The sequence below is a fragment of the Pseudaestuariivita atlantica genome (genome assembly GCF_001205715.1).
Classification (GTDB): domain Bacteria; phylum Pseudomonadota; class Alphaproteobacteria; order Rhodobacterales; family Rhodobacteraceae; genus Pseudaestuariivita; species Pseudaestuariivita atlantica.
The window spans coordinates 195846-213090 of record NZ_AQQZ01000003.1; the positions used below are offsets into that span (position 1 = coordinate 195846).

Consider the following 17245-nt stretch of genomic DNA (forward strand, 5'->3'; position numbering starts at 1 on the left):
GAGAGGGTGCGGCCCGTGGCTGGCGGGCCCTCCGGGGGACATATTTTTCGAAGAGAAGAAGGGGCCTGTCACGACATGAGGTCGGCGAAAGGCAGGTAGGTGACCGGGGTGCCGGGGGTGATGGTGGCAGCGTCTGGTCCCAGTTCGACGAGGCCGGTGGCCCAGGAGAGGCCCGATATGCGGCCCGAGCCTTCGGAGGGGAAGGTTTCGACGCCGGCATCGGTCAGGCGGGCGCGGAGGTATTCGGTCCGGCCCGGTTTCTTGGATTTCGTGAAACTGGCGGGGAGCGTGAGGCGGGTGGGGTCGAGCCAAGGGCCGCCGGCCATGACCGAGAGGGCCGGGCGCGCGAAGACAAGGGTGCAGACGAGGGCCGCGACGGGATTGCCTGGAAGGCCGAAGACCGGAAGATGCCCCCATTGGCCGAGCGCAAGGGGCCGGCCGGGTTTGAGGGCGATGCGCCAGTGGTGGCGGGTGCCTTGCGCGCCGAGCAGCGCAGAGACGTGGTCTTCGTCCCCGGCAGAGGCACCACCGGAGGTGAGGATGGCGTCTGCTTCTGTCGTGGCGCGGTCGAGGGCGCGGGTGAGGGCCGCCGGGTCGTCGGGGACGCGGCCGAGGTCCACCGGTGTCATGCCCCAGCGCGCGATCAGGTCGAGGAGCATGGGGCGGTTGGCGTCGAAGGTGCGGGACGGGGGCGCGTCGGGCGCGGGGTCGGTGACTTCGTCGCCGGTGGAGAGGACCGCGACGCGCAGGGGTGCGTGCACGGGGAGCCGGGCGTGGCCGGTGGCGGCCGCGAGGGCGAGGTCCGGCGGGCGGAGACGCAGGCCCTGGGCGAGGATGGGCGCGCCGGAGGTGACGTCTTCGCCCGCCTTGCGGACATTGGCGCCGCGTTTGAGGGGGCCGCGGAAGGCGATCTCTCCACCCGAGACGGAGCTATCCTCGTCGAGGATGACGGTGTCGACGCCGTCGGGGACGAGGGCGCCGGTGAGGATGCGCAGGGCGTGGCCCGGCGGGACGGTGCCGCCGAAAGGAGCGCCGGCGGCGGCGCGTCCGGGCAGGAGAGGCAGGCGGTGGGGGCCGTCGGCGGCGGGGCCTGCGAAGCCGTAGCCGTCGACGGCGCTGTTGGCGGCGGGCGGGTTGGCGCGCAGGGCGGTGATGTCGGTGGCGAGGCGGCGACCGCCCGCTGTGGCGAGGGGTTCGTCCGTCACGGCGGTGACGGGGCGCATGGCGTTGCGGAGATGCGCAAGCGCATCGGCGACGGGCAGCCAGTCGACCCCGCGCGGCAGGGCGAAGCAGTCGTTGGTGAGGCGCGGGGCGCGGGGGCGGGCGGCGTCGGCCAGCACATCCTCGTGGCCGAGGCCGAAGATCCAGCCTTCCTCGGGCGCAGTGACGTCGAGGAGGCGGGAGAGGTCGGGCGCGGAGAGGCCGGCAAGTGCGCGGGCGACGGTGGTGACCTGCACCGCGTCCTTGACGCCGCCTTCGACCCTCATCGCGCGGCGCACCGCGTCGTTCAGGAGCGACGGCCAGATTTCGAGGAAGGTGACGGGGCGGTCGAGCGGGTCGAAGGGCCAGACGGCGATCCGGTCGGGGAAGCGCGCGCGCAGGCGGGCGAGGACGGGCAGGCCCATGAGGGCCTGGCTGCCGACGGCCCCCGCGCCCGCGAGTTGCCAGAGGGTGAAGGCGCCGCTGGTTTGCGCCTCGGCCACGCGGCGTTCGGGGAAGGCGATGGAGGCGGGTTTGAGGCGCGGCAGATGCGGGATGTCGCGTTTGAGGGCATTGGCCCAGAACGGCCCCTGCCCCGGCATGGAGGCATTGATGCTGGCGGCGACGTCGAAGCGGTTGTTGGCCTTGGGCGCATCCTCGATCCGGTCGGCGAGCCAGTGCCAGACGGCGAAGGGATCGGCGGTGCCGGTCAGGGCGGCGGCGAAGCCGGCGGGGTAGCCGAACGGGAAATCGAAGCCGAGGCAGAGGGTGTCGCCCGCGGTCAGGGCATCGTCGATCAGGCCCGCAAGGCGGTCTTCGGCCAGTTGACGGTTGCGCAGGTAGTCGGGCGGGCCTTCCGGCGTGCCGATCCAGATCGCGTCGGGGCGGGGGGTGGGGCCGGTATCGTTGCCGCCCGACCAGTCCACCATCGCGATCCGGTCGAACGTCATAGGGACAGCCCGGCGCGGATGAAGGCGGCGATGGCGGCAGTGTCGTCAAGCGGCAGGACGGGCACGGAGAGGCCCGTGGGCGCGGTGTCGGAGGCGACGGCGCGGATCGTGGCATCCCCCGGCGCGATCAGGGGCTGGCCGGTGGCGGCGCGGTGCGCCTCGATCTTGGGGTGGCGCGCCGTCTTGTAGCCTTCGATCAGGACAAGGTCGCAGGGACGCAGGCGCGCGATCAGGTCGTCGAGGCGGGGTTCGTCCGCGCCGCGCAACTCGGTCATCTGGGCGATGCGGTTGCGGGAGGCGAGGATGACCTCGGACGCGCCGGCATCGCGGTGGCGGTAACTGTCGCGGCCCGGATGGTCGACGTCGAAGGAATGGTGGGCGTGCTTGATCGTCGACACGGTCAGGCCCTCGGCCACGAAATGCGCGACGAGCCGTTCGACCAGACCGGTCTTGCCGGAGTTCTTCCAGCCGGTGATGCCCCAGGTTTTCATCGGACGTCTTGTAGAACGCCCGCAAGCGGGAGGGAAAGGTCCAGATCGCGGTTGCCGGCGATCAGATGTCGGTTTCGGTCTGCGCCTTCTGCTTGCGGCGGATGATGATATCGCCGTTCGGCAGCACCTCGGGCGCTTCGTAGAGCGACCAGTCCTCGACCTCGTCCAGCAGCGTTTGCAGCTTGGGGCCCATTTCACGCGCGAAGGAGCGCAGGGCGGGTTCCATTTCCGACAGCATGCCCTCGAATTCCTCCACCGCCGGTTCCATCTGGTCCATCAGGCCCCGCAGGAAAAGGCGCGCGCCTTCCTCCATCAGCGAGAAGCCTTCCTTTTCCTGCGCCACTTCGGCGTGGACCGGAAGGGCGACGGCAAGGGCAAGGGCGGGGGCAAGCAGCAGCTGTTTCATGCCTGCAATATAGGCGAACGGACGCGCGAGTTAAGGGTCAGATGTCGAGATCGAGCGTGACGGGGAAGTGATCGGAGGCGGTGAGCAGCGCGCCGCGCAATTCCGGGGTCTCCCAGCAGTTCGGGTCGTCGAACGGGTGCCAGATCTGCCAGCGGCGCGCGCGGGGGCGCAGATCGGGGCTGACCATGATGTAGTCGAGAAGCGCCTGAAGGTAGCGGTGTTCGTCCTTGAGATAGAAGCGCGCGGTGGTCGGTTGCGCGCCGAGGCGACGCACGAGCGCCTGCCGCGCATGCGGGTCGTAAAGGCCCGCCTCCCCCTCGTCGCCGAGGATGATTTCGACCGACGAGCGTCCGAACAGGTGTTCGTACTGGTCAAGGCCGGGACCGTCGTTCAGATCGCCCATCACCACGAGGGAGTTACCGTCGGCGAGGTGTTCCTCGATCCGGGCGCGCAACCAGATCGCCTGCGCCAGTTGCTTGCGGCGGTTGGCGATGGACAGGCGCATGATCGCGTCATGTCCGCGCGCACCGTGCGGGGCCTTGGATTTCAGGTGCGCGCCGATCAGGCGGAGTTCGTTGCCCGATTTGGTCGTGAGCGCGATTTCGAGCGGCGGCTTGGAAAAGACGACCTTGTCGGTGTGGCTGTCGATGTCGAGGTCGATGCGGAAATGGCCATCGAACCGGGGCGCGGCGGGCGTGTCCTTCGGATCGTGGCGCGCGGTCACGACGTCGGGATCGTAAAGCAGCGCGATTTCCTGCTGGGTGGTGTTGGTGTAGCCGATCAGCGCCTTGCGCGCGCGGAGCGAGAAGGCCGCGGCGAAGGTTTCCAGCGCGCGGACGCCGTCGCGGCCGGAATGACTGTCGGGGGCTTCGATCACCATGACCGCATCGGCGTCGACCGCGGTGAACACCATGCCCAGCGCCTCGATCTGCTGTGCGCGCGTCACGTCATGGCGGGCCGACCATTGGTCATCGACCAGCAACTGGCCCTGGTCATCGAAAAGCGCATCGAACCATTCGCAGTTGTAGGTCGCGAGCCGCATGGGTCAGACGGGCGCGCGGGCGGCGGTGGACGAGATCGTCTCCCACGCGCGATTGATGTCCTGCATCCGGCGCTCGGCGAGCTTGATCGCCTCGCGCGGGACGCCGCGGGCGATCATGCGGTCGGGGTGGCTGTCCTGCACCGCGCGGCGCCACGCGCGGCGGATCTCGTCCATCGGCGCGTCGGGCGAGACGCCGAGGACGGTGTAGGGATCCTTGGGCGCATCGGGCACGAACCGGGTGCGGATCGACTGGAACTGCGCGGTGGTCAGGCCGAAGATGTCGGCGACATGGGCAAGGAAGGTGTCTTCGCGCTCGTCATAATGCCCGTCGGCCACGGCGATGTGAAAGAGGCCCTCGACCAGTTCACAGAACGGGCCGTTGCGGGTGCCGAACATCGCCTTGATCTTGCGGGCATATTCGTCGAACCCCGCGACGTCCTGCCGGGCGAGGTTGAAGACGCGGGCGGCGTTCGCCTCGTCCTCGGGCGGGATGTGGAACACCTCGCGGAAGGCCACGACCTCGTTCCGGGTCACCTGCCCGTCCGCCTTGGCGATCTTGGCGCCCAGCGCGATCACGGCGATGGTGAAGGCGACCGACCGTTCCGGCGGCGTGCGCAATTTCTCGAACACCCGCGCCAGCGGTTCGCCATTGGCCAGAGCGGCGAGCGCTTCAGAGATGCGGGTCCAGATCGACATGGTGTCCTAGGTGGTTGTTAGCGCCCAAACTGGCGGATTGTCATGACAAATATTTGTGAAACAAAACGAGGTCGAGCGCCTTTCCGAATTTCCACCCGACGCGGGGCAAGGTGACCTCGATCTCGAAGCCGTGGCGGCGGTGGAAGGCCAGCGCGGCGGCGTTGTCGCCGCTGACGCCGCCGATCAGGACACGCGCGCCAAGGCCGGCGGCGCGGTCCTCTATCTCGGCCAGCAGGCGGCTGCCAAGTCCCACGCCCCGCGCCTCGGGCGCGAGGTAGAGCGTGTATTCCAGCGTCCGCGCATAGCCCGGCCCGTCCCGGAAGGGCGCGAGCCCCGCAAAACCCAGCACCGTGTCGGTTTCGGCGAGGATCCACGGGCGGCGCGCCTCGCTGCGCAAGTAGATGTCGGCGCGCAGGGCGCGGAGGGTCTTTTCCTCGGTCGTGAAGGTGATGGTGGTGTCGCGGATGATCGGGTTCCAGATCGCCGCCATCGCCTCGGCATCGTCGCGCGTGGCGGGGCGCAGGGTCACAGCCATCGCAGGCCTCCGGGCGTGCGGATCGCGGCATGCAGCGCGCGGCGGTCGCCGGGTTCGATCACGACGCGGGGGTCGGCGAGGAGCGGCGCGAGGGCGGGTTCCAGCGCGGGATCGGGCGTTTCGATCACCAGCCGGTCGAGCGTGCATCCGCGCGGGTCGAGCCGGGGCGCGGGATGCGCCGTGCCCTGCCACTGGATCAGCGCGGGAAAGAGATTGCCGTGCGGCAGGATGCCGTCATCCGGCACCGCCATCTGCCAGCGCAGATCGCCCCGTTCCAGCGCGACGGGTGTGCCGGTCCCCGGTGGCGAGGCCGCAAGCGCGGCTGCCATGTCATCTGTCCGGCAGATCCAGTTCGTGACGCGCGGCAGCCCGCGAAAGCGGTCGAGGTCGAACCACCGGGGCCGGTCCGGCGCGCGTGCGTCGGGGTCGATCGCGATGACTTCGAGGTACAGGTCGTTCAGCCCGAGCAGCAGGTTATGGGTGCCGAAGGCGGCGTGTTGCCCGCCGGTCTGGAGGGGCACGCCCAGCGCGGCCTCGACCGCCGCGCGGCCCTCGTCCAGCGTCGTGCAGGCGACGGCGAGGTGGTCGAGCGCGATCAAAGCCATGTCTCGACCGTGGCGACCAGCGCCCAGAGCGTGACGAGGATGGTGGGATAGAAGGTCGCGGCGAAACCGAAGGCACGCAGGGGTGGCGACAGGTGATACCCCACCCAGAACGCGACCCGCGCCAGTGCAAATGCCACGCCCAGAACAAGGATCGTGCCCGGCCCCTGGTTGCCCAGAAGGATCGCCGCCGCGGGCCAGAGGCAGAGCGCAAGCACCGCCTGTTCGACCGTGTTGGTCAGCACGCGCTGGTCGATGGCAGCGGCCCCGGTTAGGGGCTCGCCATCGATGATCGTGTCGTCGAAGAAGCGCCGCTGCGCCAGCCGCGCGACCATCAGGAGGCAGACGAGGCCGGGGCCCAGATAGGCCGTCAGGATCGTCGGGATCACGGCGAAGACGGGCAGTTGCACGACACCGCCGCCCACGTAGACCACGCCGAACGCCCATAGAAGGCCCGCCGCCATCCCCAGAAGGATCTGTCCCCGTTTGCCCATGTCCCGTCCTGCCCGGCCCCAAGTCGGACCACCCCGCCACGGCGCGGTGCAAAAATCAACCCGCCCTGCGACCCGGAGACGTCTTGCAACTGCCGCCCGCGAGGCACAAGGTGCGCGACGTGACTTACGTGATCGACAACCTGCAATACGCCAACTGGTCGCCCCGCATCTTCCGCCAGATGCGCGAGGGCGGGGTCGATGCCGTGCACGTGACCATCGCCTACCACGAAAGCTTCCGCGAGATGGTGCTGAACCTCGAAGCGTGGAACCGCTGGTTCGAGGCGCATCCGGACCTGATCTTCAAGGGCACCTGCGCCGAAGACGTGGCACGGGCGCGGGAAACGGGCCGCACGGCGATCTTCTTCGGCTTCCAGAACCCCTCCCCCATCGAGGACGATATCGGCCTGATCGAGATCTGCCACCAGCTGGGCGTGCGGTTCATGCAGCTGACCTACAACAACCAGTCGCTGCTGGCGACCGGCTGTTACGAGGATGACGATACCGGGCTGACGCGGTTCGGCCGCCAGGCGGTGGCCGAGATGAACCGCGTGGGCCTGGTGGTGGACATGTCGCACAGCGCCGACCGCTCGACGCTTGAGGCGATCGAGGCCTCGACCCGCCCCATCGCCATCACCCATGCCAACCCGTCATGGTGGCACCCGGCGCGGCGCAACAAGTCGGACGAGGTGCTGTCCGCCCTGACCGCGCGGGGCGGGATGCTGGGCTTCTCACTTTATCCCCATCACCTCAAGGACGGCAGTGCCTGCACCCTCGACAGCTTCTGCGCGATGGTGGTGGAGGCCTGCGAACGCTATGGCGCGCGGCATCTGGGGATCGGCACGGACCTGTGCCAGGATCAGCCCGACAGTATCGTGGAATGGATGCGCGTGGGCCGCTGGTCGAAGGAGATCGATTACGGCGAAGGATCCGCCGACGCGCCGGGTTTCCCGCCGATGCCCGACTGGTTCACCGACAACCGCGATTTCGGCAATATCCGCGAAGGCATGTCTCGCGCGGGCCTGTCTGATGCGGACGTGGACGGGATCATGGGCGATAACTGGCACCGGTTCTATGCAGAGAGCTTCGGCCCTGCCAAACATGGCGAGGCGGGCCATCAGGCCCGAAGAGCGGCGCCATGAAGGACTGGATCACCCCCGCCGAGGCCGAGTTGCGGCCGCCCTCCGACGTGATGCGCCTGTCGCGGCTGGGGGCGATGTTTCCCACGCGGCTGTCGTTCCTGCGCACGCTCATGCGGCGGCTGGATCGCGAAGGCGCCACGCTCAACCGGCCGGTCTGGCAGATGAACGCCGAAGGTCACGGGCATGCCGTCTACACGATCCGGCTGGGCGGGCATGACTACGCGCTGGTCGCGGTGTCGAACGAGCTGGACCCGAGCCAGCGCACAGACCGGGTGATCGCCACTGCTTGGGACGCGGCGTTCGTCCTTTATGATGGCGTGCCGGACGAGGCCGAGGTGGCGCGCATCCGGCGCGAGGCGCCGAAGCAGGAGGCCGGGCGGTTCGGGCCGCGCGACCTCGTCCTCAGCCGCGCCAACAAGTCGGTGCGCCTCTTCACCCACGTGGCAGAGGCCTTGCGCGCGGGGCGGCAGCCCGACGAGGACCCGATCCGCGAGATCGGCTACCTGATGCGCACGACGGCGGTTTACGGCAACGGCAAGTTCGGGATCGCCGACCGCACGCGGATCGCGGCCCGTCCCGGCCTCGACGGGCCGTTCATGGCCGAGATGCTGACCGTCTGGATGATCCGCAACTTCACCCACGACCTCGTGTCGCATGTGGGTGGGGCGCCGCTTGAACCGCGTCTCAGGCGGCATTTGGGGATCGGCAACGCGACGGGGCTTGGTATGGCGCCGTTCCTCGTCACCCACCCCGTCCTTCTGAACAACTGGATGCTGGCGCGAGAGACGGCGCTGGCGCGGGTGCGCGCGGTCGAGGTTCTGACGGAAGACCAGAAAACCTGCCTGCGCAATCTGGCCGATACCCGCGTGCCGCGTCACCTTGCGGAATGGCAGGTGCCCGACCCCGCACACCAGGCACGGATCGAGGCCTTGGCAAAGGATTTCGCGGCGTTCCGCACCCGGCACCTGACCGACGCGGCGCTGGCGCGGTCCAACCCGATTGACCGCGCGCTGCGGGCGGCGGCAGAGGTCGGGCAGGATCTGGAAGAACTGGTGGTCGCGCTGGTGCTGGAACCCTTCCCCGACCTGGTGGACGGGTTGGAAGAGTGCATGGCCGATCCGCTGGGATATGTCGGGCCGGGGCTGCACCGGACCGGAGCGTTGCGGGACGCGATCGAGGACCGGTTCGGCTGGGCCCTGAAGACCGATTACCAAGCGCCCGACGCCTGCCGGCGGTTCTGGTACGTGAGCGCCGAGAAGCTGGAGCCGCGCCTTGGCGACCGCCACGCCGAACCGGGTGCCGAGCGCGAAAGCCCGCTCGACGTCGCGCGGCGCGTGCGGGCGCTGTACGAGGCGCTGCCGGACGAGGATACCTGCCTGACGACCTTCCTCGCCACCGCGCCCGAACACATGATGGCGGTGGAGCGGGTGGAGATCGCGCTGTCGCATCCCTATTCCGAGATCCGCGACAACCTGATCGCCGAGACCTGCCTGCCCATCGACATGCTGCGTGCCAAGCTGAGCCTGTTCGGCGCCACGCGGTTCGATCCGAAATCCGACCTGTGGACGCGCATCACCCTGTGCCAGGGCGCGCCCCTGCCCGAGGAAATGGGCACCGGCACGGCGGATGACTGGTGGCTGCCCGCGCTGGCGCCATGAGCTTTTCACTGAACGAGGTCGCGGCGCTTGGCACCAAGGCCGCGCGCGGGGCCGGGGCCGATCCGGCGGTGGCGGCGGCCTTTGGCGCGGCGCTGGTCCGCCATCTGTGCGCGGGCCGCGCGGCAGAGGATATCGACGGCGCGCTGGACGCCCTGCCCCACGGCCCGGCGCTGCACGGCGCGCTGATCTGCCGGCTGATGCGGCGGTATCGCGAGACGCAGGGCACGGTCTCCGCCCCGGCGCATGTCCCGCAGGCGCTGGCGCGCAGTTACCTTGACACCCTGCCCGCCCCGCCCACCGCCACGTTCCGCGCGGTCGAGGAGGGCGAGGTACGCTACGAATTGCCTCCCTTGGACCCGGCCCCGCTGCCCGACCGGATCGAGGTGCCCACGGCGCTTTTGACGCGGCTCAACCGGCTCGCCAAGGAAACCTATGTGCCGAACAGCGATGCCTCCCGCGCGGCGGGCGCGGGTGCGGGGCTGACCGACAATGACTGAGAAAGCGAAACGCACGAACGACCCGACCCAGTGGCACGACCGCTGGCGCGACGGGCGGATCGGGTTCCACCAGCCGGAGGGCAATCCGCTCTTGCGCCGCCACCTGCCCGCCCTTGGCCTGCCAAGGGGCGCGCGGCTGTTCCTGCCCCTGTGTGGCAAGACGGGCGATATCGGCTGGCTGATGTCGCAAGGCTTTGCCGTGGCGGGCAGCGAATTGAGCCGGATCGCGGTGGACGCGCTGTTCGACGATCTGGGGATGGAGCCGGAGGTGGCCGACCACGGGCCGCTCACCCGCATGTCGGGGCCGGGGGTGGATATCTGGGTCGGCGACATGTTCGACCTGACGCCTGCGCTGCTGGGTCCGGTCGACGCGGTCTATGACCGGGCGGCGCTGGTGGCCCTGCCGGACGACATCCGCGCCGTCTATGCCCCGCATCTCGCCGCGATTACCGCCAACGCGCCGCACCTGCTGATCACGTTCGATTACGATGCCAGCACGGTCAGCGGCCCGCCCTTCCCGGTCTGGCAAGACGAGATCAGCGCGCTGTACGTGGAAACGCACGACGTCGCACTTCTGGAAGATGCCGAGGCGAAAGGCGGGATCAAGGGCGTGACGCCCGCGCGCGAACAGGTCTGGCACCTTATCCCGCGCTGAACGGGTCCTCGGGGTAACCGACACCGGTGAGGTAAAGCCCTTGCGGCGGGGCGACCGGCCCGCAGCGCGCGCGGTCGGCGGCGTCGAGCGCCGCGCGCACGTCCGCCGCGCGCCACTTGCCCGCGCCCACCCGTTCCAGCGTTCCGACGAAACTGCGCACCTGGTTGTGCAGGAAGGACCGGGCGCGGAAGGTGAGGTGGATTTCGGGGCCGAAATCCGTCTCTACCCGCGTGGCGGCGGCGTGATCCAGCGTTTTGACGGGCGAGGCCGACTGGCACATGACCGACCGGAACGTGGTGAAATCGTGATGCCCGACAAGGGTTTGCGCGGCCTCGTGCATGGCGTCTGCATCCAGCGCATGCTTGATCTGCCATGCCTGCCCGGCCGTGACGGTCAAGGGTGCCCGGCGCAGCGCGATGCGGTAGAGATAGCGGCGTTCGACCGCTGAAAAGCGCGCATGCCAGTCGTCATCGACCGCCGCCGCCGCGAGGATCGCCACGGGCTGCGGTTTGAGGTGGTAATTCAGCGCCTCGGACAGGCGGAACGGCTCCCACGCATCGGCCATGTCGCATTGCGCCACCTGCGCCAGCGCATGCACGCCCGCATCGGTGCGGCCTGCCGCCGCGATCCGGTGCGGGCCGGGGGCGATGCGGTCGAGCGCAGCCTCGATCGCGGCCTGGACCGAGGGCTGGTCGGCCTGCGCCTGCCACCCGGCAAAAGGCGCGCCATCATATTCGACTTTCAAGGCGTATCGCGGCATGGGCCCGCCTTACGCACCCCGCGCCGCCGCTGCAACATCCTCGTGCGGGGACATTCGGGCGCGGCCTCCCTCTGGCCAAGGGGCCGGGGCGTGCCTATCTTGCGACGAACGCGCAGAACGGAGGCCGTTTTGGTCATTTCTCGGATCGCCGACGGCCTGACCCGGCAGGTGGAAACGGTCGCCGACACGGTGTCGGAAACGCTGTTCGAGCCGGTGATCCGGCTGGGCGTGACCGGGCTGGCGCGGGCGGGAAAGACGGTGTTCATCACCTCGCTGGTCGCCAACCTGCTGGACCGGGGGCGGATGCCGCACCTCTTGGCGGCGAGCGAGGGGCGGATCGCCGCGTCCTTCCTGCAACCCCAGCCCGACGACACCGTGCCGCGGTTCGATTTCGAGACGCATCTGAACGCGATGACGGCGCGCGAGCCGCGCTGGCCCGACAGCACCCGCGCGATCAGCGAGTTGCGCCTGTCGCTCAGGGTGCGGCCCGCCGGTCTGCTGGGCGGGTTGCGGGGGCCGCGGACCATTCACCTCGACATCATCGACTATCCGGGCGAATGGCTTCTGGACCTGGGACTGCTGGACAAGACCTTTGCCCAGTGGAGTGCCGAAACGCTCGACCGGATCACGCCGCGCGCGGAGGCGGCGGAGTTTCTCGCCGCCGCGAACGGCGCCACGGGGCTTGCCAAGTGGGAAGAGCCACAGGCCCGCGCGCTGGCCGATGCCTATACCGCCTACCTGCGGGCGGCGCGGGGTGCGGGGTATTACGACGTCACGCCGGGGCGGTTCCTGTTGCCCGGTGACCTCGAAGGCTCTCCGGCGCTGACATTTGCCCCCCTGCCCGCCGAGGACGGCCCGCCGCGACGCGGGCTATGGCGCGAGATGGAGCGGCGGTTCGAGGCCTACAAGGCCCGCGTCGTCAAACCCTTCTTCCGCGATCATTTCGCGCGGATCGACCGGCAGGTGGTGCTGGTCGACGCACTTGGCGCGATCCATTCCGGCCCACAGGCGGTGGAGGACATGCGCCGCGCGATGGCCGATATCCTGACCGCCTTCCGCCCCGGATCGAACGCCTTCCTGACCTCGATCCTGTTCGGCAAGCGGGTGGAGAAGATCCTGTTCGCCGCATCCAAGGCCGATCACCTGCACCACCAGCAGCACCCGCAATTGCAGGCGATCATGGAGGCGCTGACGCGCGAGGCACGGGACCGCGCGCGGTTTGCCGGGGCCGAGACGGCGGCGATGGCGATTGCGGCGCTGCGCACCACGACCGAGGAGATGGTGACCCATGACGGGGCCGAGTTGCCCTGCGTGAGGGGCACGCTGCTGGATACCGGCAAACAGGCCGCGTTCTATCCCGGCGCGCTGCCCGAGGACCCCTCGCACCTGCTGACGCCCGCGCGGGACGGGGCCGAGGCATGGCTTGACGGGGATTTCCAGGTGATGCGCTTCGCGCCCGCGCCCGTGACGCTGAAACCCGGTGACGGGCCGCCGCATATCCGGCTCGACCGGGCGGCGCAGTTCCTGATCGGGGACAAGCTGTGAGCGGCGGGCCTGCCCTACGCGCGGCGACGCCGCTGGATGCCGGGCGGATCGGAGCGCTGTTTTCGGCCTTCGTGGACGACAACGACTGGATGCCGCGCCTGCACACGCGAGCCGAGGACGTGGCCCATGCCGGGACGCTGATTTCGCGCGGCTGGGTGACCGTGGCCGACGACGCGGCGGGGTTCCTTGCGCGGGATGGCGAGGTGATCCACGCGCTTTACGTCCACCGCGACCGGCGCGGGGAGGGGCTGGGCAGCGCCCTTCTCGCCGCGGCGAAGGAGCAGTCGGACAGGCTGCGGCTCTGGACCTTTCAGGCCAACGCGCGCGCGCAGGCCTTCTACCTTGCGCGGGGCTTTACCGAGTCTCTCAGGACCGACGGGCGTACCAATGACGAGCGTCTGCCCGACATCGAATACATCTGGAGGCGAGATCCATGAGCACGCCACCCAAGGGCCCCGTCCTGATCGACATGGAGCCGGGCAAGGAAGACGCCACCCCCTCCCCCGCCGAGGCACCGCCGGTGCCCGACCTCGCCGACGAGCCACCCACGGGCGCGGCGATGGGACAGGCGATTGCGCTGACCGCGCGGCGGCCCTCGATGCTGGCGCGCTGGTTCTGGGCGTTGCTGATGTCGATCCTCACGCTGGTCGTGTCGGTCTGGGCCTGGCGGTTCCTGACGGATCTTGTGGCCTCTGCCCCGATCCTCGGCTGGATCGCCACGGGGCTGGTGGGGCTGTTCCTTCTGGTGCTGCTGCTGATCGCGGCGAAGGAACTGGCGGCGTTTTCCCGGCTGGCCCGGATCGACCGTATCCACCGCGCCGCCGACGAAGCGCTGGAGGCCGCAGATGCCGGCGCAGCGCGCAAGATCGTGCGCCAGATGACGACGCTTTACGCGGGCCGGGACGACACGCGCTGGGGCCGTGACCGGCTGGCGCAGATGATGCCCGACCAGTTCGACGCCGACGGTATCCTCGCACTGGCCGAGAACGAGCTGCTGACCCCCCTCGACACCGCCGCGCGGGCCGAGGTTGAGGCGGCAGCGCGGCAGGTCGCAACCGTCACGGCGCTGGTTCCGCTGGCACTGGCGGACGTGATCACCGCGTTGACGGCGAACCTGCGCATGATCCGCCGCATCGCCGAGGTCTATGGCGGGCGGTCGGGGACGCTGGGAAGCTGGCGGCTGACGCGCGCGGTGATGACCCACCTTGTCGCCACTGGCGCGGTTGCGGTGGGCGACGACCTGATCGGGTCGGTCGGCGGCGGGCACCTTCTGGGCAAGGTATCGCGCCGGTTCGGCGAGGGCGTGGTGAACGGCGCGCTGACCGCGCGGGTGGGCGTCGCCGCGATGGAAGTCTGCCGCCCCCTGCCGTTCCGCGCCGCCTCGCGCCCCTCGGTCACCGCCATCGTGACGCGGTCGCTGACCGGGCTCTTTTCCCGCTAGGCGGGGGGCCCAAGCTCGCGCTTTACCCCTGCCCCGATTGGGCCTATAGCTCGCGCCCATGATGACAGGCCTTGCGATCATCATTCGAATTACATGCCCGGCGCTCTGACACGCGAGCTGCCGGGACAAGGCGTCTGGACACCCGCGCCGCCCTCCACACCGATCCGTACCCATTGCTGATGGACCGCCTTCATGTGCGCCGATACGCCTGACTACAAAGACACCCTGAACCTGCCGCAGACCGATTTCCCGATGCGCGCGGGCCTTCCCAAACGCGAACCCGACTGGCTGGCCCGCTGGGCCGAGATGGACGTCTACGCGATGAACCGCGCCAAGGAGGGTCGCGCGCCGTTCGTCCTGCATGACGGCCCTCCCTATGCCAACGGCCACCTGCATATCGGCCACGCGCTGAACAAGACGATCAAGGACATGATCGTCCGCTCGCACCAGATGCTCGGCTTCGACAGCCGGTATATCCCCGGCTGGGACTGCCACGGTTTGCCCATCGAGTGGAAGATCGAGGAGCAGTACCGCAAGAAGGGCAAGAACAAGGACGCGGTGCCGATCAACGAATTCCGCGCCGAATGCCGCAAGTTCGCGGAAGGCTGGGTCGACATCCAGCGCGAGGAATTCAAGCGCCTGGGCATCACCGGCAACTGGGACGACCCCTACCTCACGATGGATTTCCACGCCGAACGCGTGATCGCCGAGGAATTCATGAAGTTCCTGATGAACGGCACGCTTTATCAGGGGTCGAAACCCGTGATGTGGTCGCCCATGGAGCAGACCGCGCTGGCCGAGGCCGAGGTCGAGTACCACGACAAGGACAGCTTCACGATCTGGGTGAAGTTCCGCGCCGAAGGTGACAGCGATCTGGCAGGCGCATATGTCGTGATCTGGACCACGACGCCGTGGACCATGCCCTCGAACAAGGCGGTCGTGTACGGCGAAAACATCGCCTATGGCCTCTACGAGATCACCGGCACGCCGGACGAATGCTGGGCCAGCGTGGGCGACCGTTACATCCTTGCCAACAGCATGGCCGCTGACGTTCTGAAACGTGCGCGCCTGGACGAAAGCCAGTATACGCGCGTCCGGGACGTGAGCGCAGAAGACCTGTCTGCCCTGTCCCTTAAACACCCCCTCGCCGGGGCCGAAGGCAGCAACGGCGAATGGGACGATATCCGCGACTTCCGCGCCGCCGAGTTCGTGACCGACACCGAAGGCACCGGGTTCGTGCATTGCGCGCCCTCCCACGGGATGGAGGAGTACGAGCTTTACCGCGATCTCGGCATGCTCGATCAGGTCATCACCTACAACGTCAAGGATGACGGCGGCTTCCGCGATGACCTGCCGTTCTTTGGCGGCACCTACATCCTCAGCCGCAAGGGGGGCGAGGGCAACGCCAACACCGCCGTGATCGACAAGCTGGTCGAGGTCGGCGGGCTGCTGGCACGCGGCAAGATCAAGCACTCTTACCCCCATTCGTGGCGGTCGAAGGCCCCGGTCATCTACCGCAACACGCCGCAATGGTTCGCCGCGATCGACAAGCAGCTGACCATCGGGGACGACACGTTCACCATCCGCGCCCGCGCGCTCAGCGAGATCGACAAGGTCAAGTGGACGCCGCCCTCGGGTCGCAATCGCCTGCATTCGATGATGGAAAGCCGCCCCGACTGGGTCCTGTCGCGTCAACGCGCGTGGGGCGTACCGCTGACCTGTTTCACCAGGAAAGGCGCCCTGCCGACCGACCCGGACTTCCTGCTGCGCAACCCGGAGGTCAACCAGCGCATCGTCGACGCGTTCGAGGCCGAAGGCGCCGATGCGTGGTTCGAGGATGGCGCGAAAGAGCGCTTCCTGTCGGGCATCGTGAACCCCGACGACTACGACAAGGTCGATGACGTGCTGGACGTGTGGTTCGATTCAGGCTCCACCCACGCCTTCACCCTGCGCGACCGCGAAGATGGCTCGGACGACGGCATCGCCGACGTCTACATGGAAGGCACCGACCAGCACCGCGGGTGGTTCCACTCGTCATTGTTGCAATCGGTCGGCACCACGGGCCGCGCGCCCTACCGCAACGTCGTCACCCACGGCTTCACGCTGGACGAAAAGGGCATGAAGATGTCCAAGTCCATCGGCAACACCATCGTGCCGGACGAGGTCGTCCGGCAATACGGCGCGGACATCCTGCGCCTGTGGGTGGCGCAGACCGACTATACCAGCGACCAGCGCATCGGGCCGGAGATCCTGAAAGGCACCGCCGACAGCTACCGCCGCCTGCGCAACACCTTCCGCTTCCTCCTCGGCAACCTCAACGGCTGGTCCGAGGGTGAACGGATGGACGTGGCGGACATGCCCGAGCTGGAACGCTTCATGGCGCACCGGCTATCGGAACTCGACGCGCATGTGCGCGACGGTTACGCCAAGTTCGACTTCCAGGGCGTGTTCCAGGCGCTGTTCCAGTTCTGCACGGTCGATCTGTCGTCCTTCTACCTCGATATCCGCAAGGACGCGCTTTACTGCGACGCCGATGACAGCCCCACGCGCCGTGCCTCCCGCGCGATGCTGATGCTGCTCTTGGAACGCCTGAACGCGTGGCTCGCACCGATCCTCGTCTTCACGATGGAGGAGATCTGGCTGGAGCGGACGGGCGAAGGCTCGATCCACCTGCAGGACTTCCCCGACACGCCCGACTGGCAGGATGCCGCGCTGGCCGACAAGATGGCCCGCATCCGCACCGTGCGCCGCGCGGTCACGGGCGCGCTGGAGCTGAAGCGGACCGACAAGACCATCGGCGCCTCGCTGGAAGCGGCACCCGTCGTGCATGTCGATGCCGACACCGCCGCCGCCCTTCCCGATACCGAGACGCTTGCCGATCTCTGCATCACGTCGGCCATCACGGTCACAACCGATCCTGCCCAGGCAGACGCCTTCACCACGCCGGAAGCGCCCGGCGTGGCGGTGGTGTTTGCCGAGGCGGAGGGCGAGAAGTGCCAGCGCTGCTGGAAGATCCTGCCCGATGTCGGCACCCATGGGCACCCGGCGACCTGTGCGCGCTGTGACGCGGCATTAAGCTGAACGAAAGAGGTCGGCTGGAAACCAGCCGACCTACCCGTGTGGTCGAGATGTAG

The 17245-nt window shown here is 68.7% G+C and carries 17 protein-coding genes; 8 read left to right on the top strand and 9 right to left on the bottom strand.

Annotated features, from left to right (window positions below; all coding sequences use genetic code 11):
* Window positions 1-68: 68 nt before the first annotated feature.
* The 8 genes from ATO11_RS07550 to ATO11_RS07585 form a co-directional block, all read right to left on the bottom strand.
* The gene (locus tag ATO11_RS07550) at window positions 69-2150 is read right to left on the bottom strand and encodes a molybdopterin-binding protein (RefSeq protein WP_050530238.1); all 2082 of its coding nucleotides are present in this window, start codon (window positions 2148-2150) and stop codon (window positions 69-71) included.
* Window positions 2147-2641, bottom strand: a complete 495-nt coding sequence (gene mobB / locus ATO11_RS07555; protein ID WP_050530239.1) for a molybdopterin-guanine dinucleotide biosynthesis protein B — start codon at window positions 2639-2641, stop codon at window positions 2147-2149. The genes ATO11_RS07550 and mobB overlap by 4 nt, the downstream gene beginning before the upstream one ends.
* 61 nt (window positions 2642-2702) lie before the next feature.
* On the bottom strand, window positions 2703-3047 hold the full coding sequence (locus ATO11_RS07560) for a hypothetical protein (RefSeq protein ID WP_050530240.1): 345 nt from the start codon (window positions 3045-3047) through the stop codon (window positions 2703-2705).
* A gap of 37 nt (window positions 3048-3084) precedes the next feature.
* The gene (locus ATO11_RS07565; protein ID WP_050530241.1) at window positions 3085-4089 is read right to left on the bottom strand and encodes an endonuclease/exonuclease/phosphatase family protein; all 1005 of its coding nucleotides are present in this window, start codon (window positions 4087-4089) and stop codon (window positions 3085-3087) included.
* Between the two features lie 3 nt (window positions 4090-4092).
* On the bottom strand, window positions 4093-4785 hold the full coding sequence (locus tag ATO11_RS07570) for a molecular chaperone DjiA (RefSeq protein WP_050530242.1): 693 nt from the start codon (window positions 4783-4785) through the stop codon (window positions 4093-4095).
* 40 nt (window positions 4786-4825) lie between these two features.
* The gene (locus tag ATO11_RS07575; RefSeq protein WP_082176208.1) at window positions 4826-5320 is read right to left on the bottom strand and encodes a GNAT family N-acetyltransferase; all 495 of its coding nucleotides are present in this window, start codon (window positions 5318-5320) and stop codon (window positions 4826-4828) included.
* Complete coding sequence (locus ATO11_RS07580; protein WP_050530243.1) at window positions 5311-5919, bottom strand: VOC family protein; 609 nt, start codon at window positions 5917-5919, stop codon at window positions 5311-5313. Before ATO11_RS07580 ends, ATO11_RS07575 begins: the two co-directional genes overlap by 10 nt.
* Window positions 5916-6416, bottom strand: coding sequence for an MAPEG family protein (locus ATO11_RS07585; protein WP_050530244.1), 501 nt, complete (start codon window positions 6414-6416; stop codon window positions 5916-5918). Before ATO11_RS07585 ends, ATO11_RS07580 begins: the two co-directional genes overlap by 4 nt.
* 119 nt (window positions 6417-6535) lie before the next feature.
* Between ATO11_RS07585 and ATO11_RS07590 the strand changes: the two genes are divergently transcribed.
* Genes ATO11_RS07590 through tmpT form a run of 4 tightly spaced genes read left to right on the top strand, consistent with a single transcriptional unit; the run spans window position 6536 to window position 10365 of the window.
* Window positions 6536-7555, top strand: a complete 1020-nt coding sequence (locus ATO11_RS07590; protein WP_050530591.1) for a membrane dipeptidase — start codon at window positions 6536-6538, stop codon at window positions 7553-7555.
* Window positions 7552-9213, top strand: a complete 1662-nt coding sequence (locus ATO11_RS07595; protein ID WP_050530245.1) for a hypothetical protein — start codon at window positions 7552-7554, stop codon at window positions 9211-9213. The genes ATO11_RS07590 and ATO11_RS07595 overlap by 4 nt, the downstream gene beginning before the upstream one ends.
* Window positions 9210-9710 carry a hypothetical protein gene (locus tag ATO11_RS07600; RefSeq protein ID WP_050530246.1) on the top strand — a complete coding sequence of 167 codons (501 nt, stop codon included), beginning with the start codon at window positions 9210-9212 and terminating at the stop codon, window positions 9708-9710. The genes ATO11_RS07595 and ATO11_RS07600 overlap by 4 nt, the downstream gene beginning before the upstream one ends.
* Window positions 9703-10365: a thiopurine S-methyltransferase gene (tmpT, locus tag ATO11_RS07605; RefSeq protein ID WP_050530247.1), complete on the top strand. Its 663-nt coding sequence runs from the start codon at window positions 9703-9705 to the stop codon at window positions 10363-10365. Before ATO11_RS07600 ends, tmpT begins: the two co-directional genes overlap by 8 nt.
* On the opposite strand, the gene truA is transcribed toward tmpT, so the two are convergent.
* Complete coding sequence (gene truA, locus ATO11_RS07610; protein ID WP_050530248.1) at window positions 10352-11125, bottom strand: tRNA pseudouridine(38-40) synthase TruA; 774 nt, start codon at window positions 11123-11125, stop codon at window positions 10352-10354. The genes tmpT and truA overlap by 14 nt on opposite strands.
* A gap of 129 nt (window positions 11126-11254) precedes the next feature.
* On the opposite strand from truA, the gene ATO11_RS07615 reads away from it, so the two are divergent.
* The 4 genes from ATO11_RS07615 (at window position 11255) to ileS (ending at window position 17192) form a co-directional block, all read left to right on the top strand.
* A complete protein-coding gene (locus tag ATO11_RS07615; protein WP_050530249.1) occupies window positions 11255-12670 on the top strand; it encodes a YcjX family GTP-binding protein in 1416 nt (471 codons plus the stop codon).
* Window positions 12667-13107: a GNAT family N-acetyltransferase gene (locus ATO11_RS07620; RefSeq protein ID WP_050530250.1), complete on the top strand. Its 441-nt coding sequence runs from the start codon at window positions 12667-12669 to the stop codon at window positions 13105-13107. Before ATO11_RS07615 ends, ATO11_RS07620 begins: the two co-directional genes overlap by 4 nt.
* Window positions 13104-14111, top strand: coding sequence for a YcjF family protein (locus ATO11_RS07625; RefSeq protein WP_050530251.1), 1008 nt, complete (start codon window positions 13104-13106; stop codon window positions 14109-14111). Before ATO11_RS07620 ends, ATO11_RS07625 begins: the two co-directional genes overlap by 4 nt.
* 192 nt (window positions 14112-14303) lie before the next feature.
* Window positions 14304-17192, top strand: coding sequence for an isoleucine--tRNA ligase (ileS, locus tag ATO11_RS07630; RefSeq protein WP_050530252.1), 2889 nt, complete (start codon window positions 14304-14306; stop codon window positions 17190-17192).
* Window positions 17193-17245: the final 53 nt, after the last annotated feature.

Bases quoted from the DNA above. Each gene is read 5' to 3' on its own strand.
- truA (WP_050530248.1), bottom strand. From the start codon at position 11,125: ATGCCGCGATACGCCTTGAAAGTCGAATATGATGGCGCGCCTTTTGCC.
- ATO11_RS07570 (WP_050530242.1), bottom strand. From the start codon at position 4,785: ATGTCGATCTGGACCCGCATCTCTGAAGCGCTCGCCGCTCTGGCCAAT.
- ATO11_RS07595 (WP_050530245.1), top strand. From the start codon at position 7,552: ATGAAGGACTGGATCACCCCCGCCGAGGCCGAGTTGCGGCCGCCCTCC.
- ATO11_RS07560 (WP_050530240.1), bottom strand. From the start codon at position 3,047: ATGAAACAGCTGCTGCTTGCCCCCGCCCTTGCCCTTGCCGTCGCCCTT.
- mobB (WP_050530239.1), bottom strand. From the start codon at position 2,641: ATGAAAACCTGGGGCATCACCGGCTGGAAGAACTCCGGCAAGACCGGT.
- ileS (WP_050530252.1), top strand. From the start codon at position 14,304: ATGTGCGCCGATACGCCTGACTACAAAGACACCCTGAACCTGCCGCAG.
- ATO11_RS07600 (WP_050530246.1), top strand. From the start codon at position 9,210: ATGAGCTTTTCACTGAACGAGGTCGCGGCGCTTGGCACCAAGGCCGCG.
- ATO11_RS07550 (WP_050530238.1), bottom strand. From the start codon at position 2,150: ATGACGTTCGACCGGATCGCGATGGTGGACTGGTCGGGCGGCAACGAT.
- ATO11_RS07575 (WP_082176208.1), bottom strand. From the start codon at position 5,320: ATGGCTGTGACCCTGCGCCCCGCCACGCGCGACGATGCCGAGGCGATG.
- ATO11_RS07565 (WP_050530241.1), bottom strand. From the start codon at position 4,089: ATGCGGCTCGCGACCTACAACTGCGAATGGTTCGATGCGCTTTTCGAT.
- ATO11_RS07585 (WP_050530244.1), bottom strand. From the start codon at position 6,416: ATGGGCAAACGGGGACAGATCCTTCTGGGGATGGCGGCGGGCCTTCTA.
- ATO11_RS07625 (WP_050530251.1), top strand. From the start codon at position 13,104: ATGAGCACGCCACCCAAGGGCCCCGTCCTGATCGACATGGAGCCGGGC.
- tmpT (WP_050530247.1), top strand. From the start codon at position 9,703: ATGACTGAGAAAGCGAAACGCACGAACGACCCGACCCAGTGGCACGAC.